Origin of the sequence: Actinospica durhamensis (genome assembly GCF_018139695.1) — a bacterium.
Classification (GTDB): Bacteria; Actinomycetota; Actinomycetes; order Streptomycetales; family Catenulisporaceae; genus Actinospica; species Actinospica durhamensis.
This window is the reverse complement of record NZ_JAGSOG010000705.1, coordinates 1-494: the sequence shown is the minus strand read 5'-3', so window position 1 is coordinate 494 and position 494 is coordinate 1. Positions and strand designations below refer to the sequence as shown.

The 494-nt window shown below is 72.5% G+C and carries 1 protein-coding gene; it reads right to left on the bottom strand.

Annotation, left to right across the window (positions count from 1 at the left end; translation table 11 throughout):
- On the bottom strand, positions 1-494 hold a 494-nt coding region (locus tag KDL01_RS41815; protein WP_212534255.1), incomplete at both ends, for an ATP-binding cassette domain-containing protein.

The following is a 494-nucleotide window of genomic DNA, read 5'->3' as shown; positions in this document are numbered from 1 at the left end:
TCCAGGTACTGGGTGGTGAGCAGCAGGGTCGTGCCCCCGGAGACGAGCTGCTTGATCACCTCCCACAGCTGCTGCCGGTTGCGCGGGTCGAGGCCGGTCGTCGGCTCGTCCATGAACATCACGGGCGGCGAGACGACCAGGGCCGCCGCGAGGTCGAGCCGGCGGCGCATGCCCCCGGAGTAGGTCTTGGCGGGGCGGTCGGCCGCGTCCGCGAGGTGGAACTGCTCCAGCAGCTCGTCCGCGCGGGCCTTCGCCGCCTTCCCCCTCATCTGGTAGAGCCGGCCGACCATCTGCAGGTTCTCGCGACCGGTCAGGTACTCGTCGACGGCCGCGAACTGGCCGGACAGACCGATGGAACGGCGCACCGCGTCGGGCTGCCTCAGCACGTCGAGGCCGGCGACGACCGCCCTGCCGCTGTCGGGGCGCAGCAAGGTGGTCAGGCAGCGGACGGCGGTGGTCTTGCCCGCGCCGTTCGGCCCGAGCAGGCCCAGGAC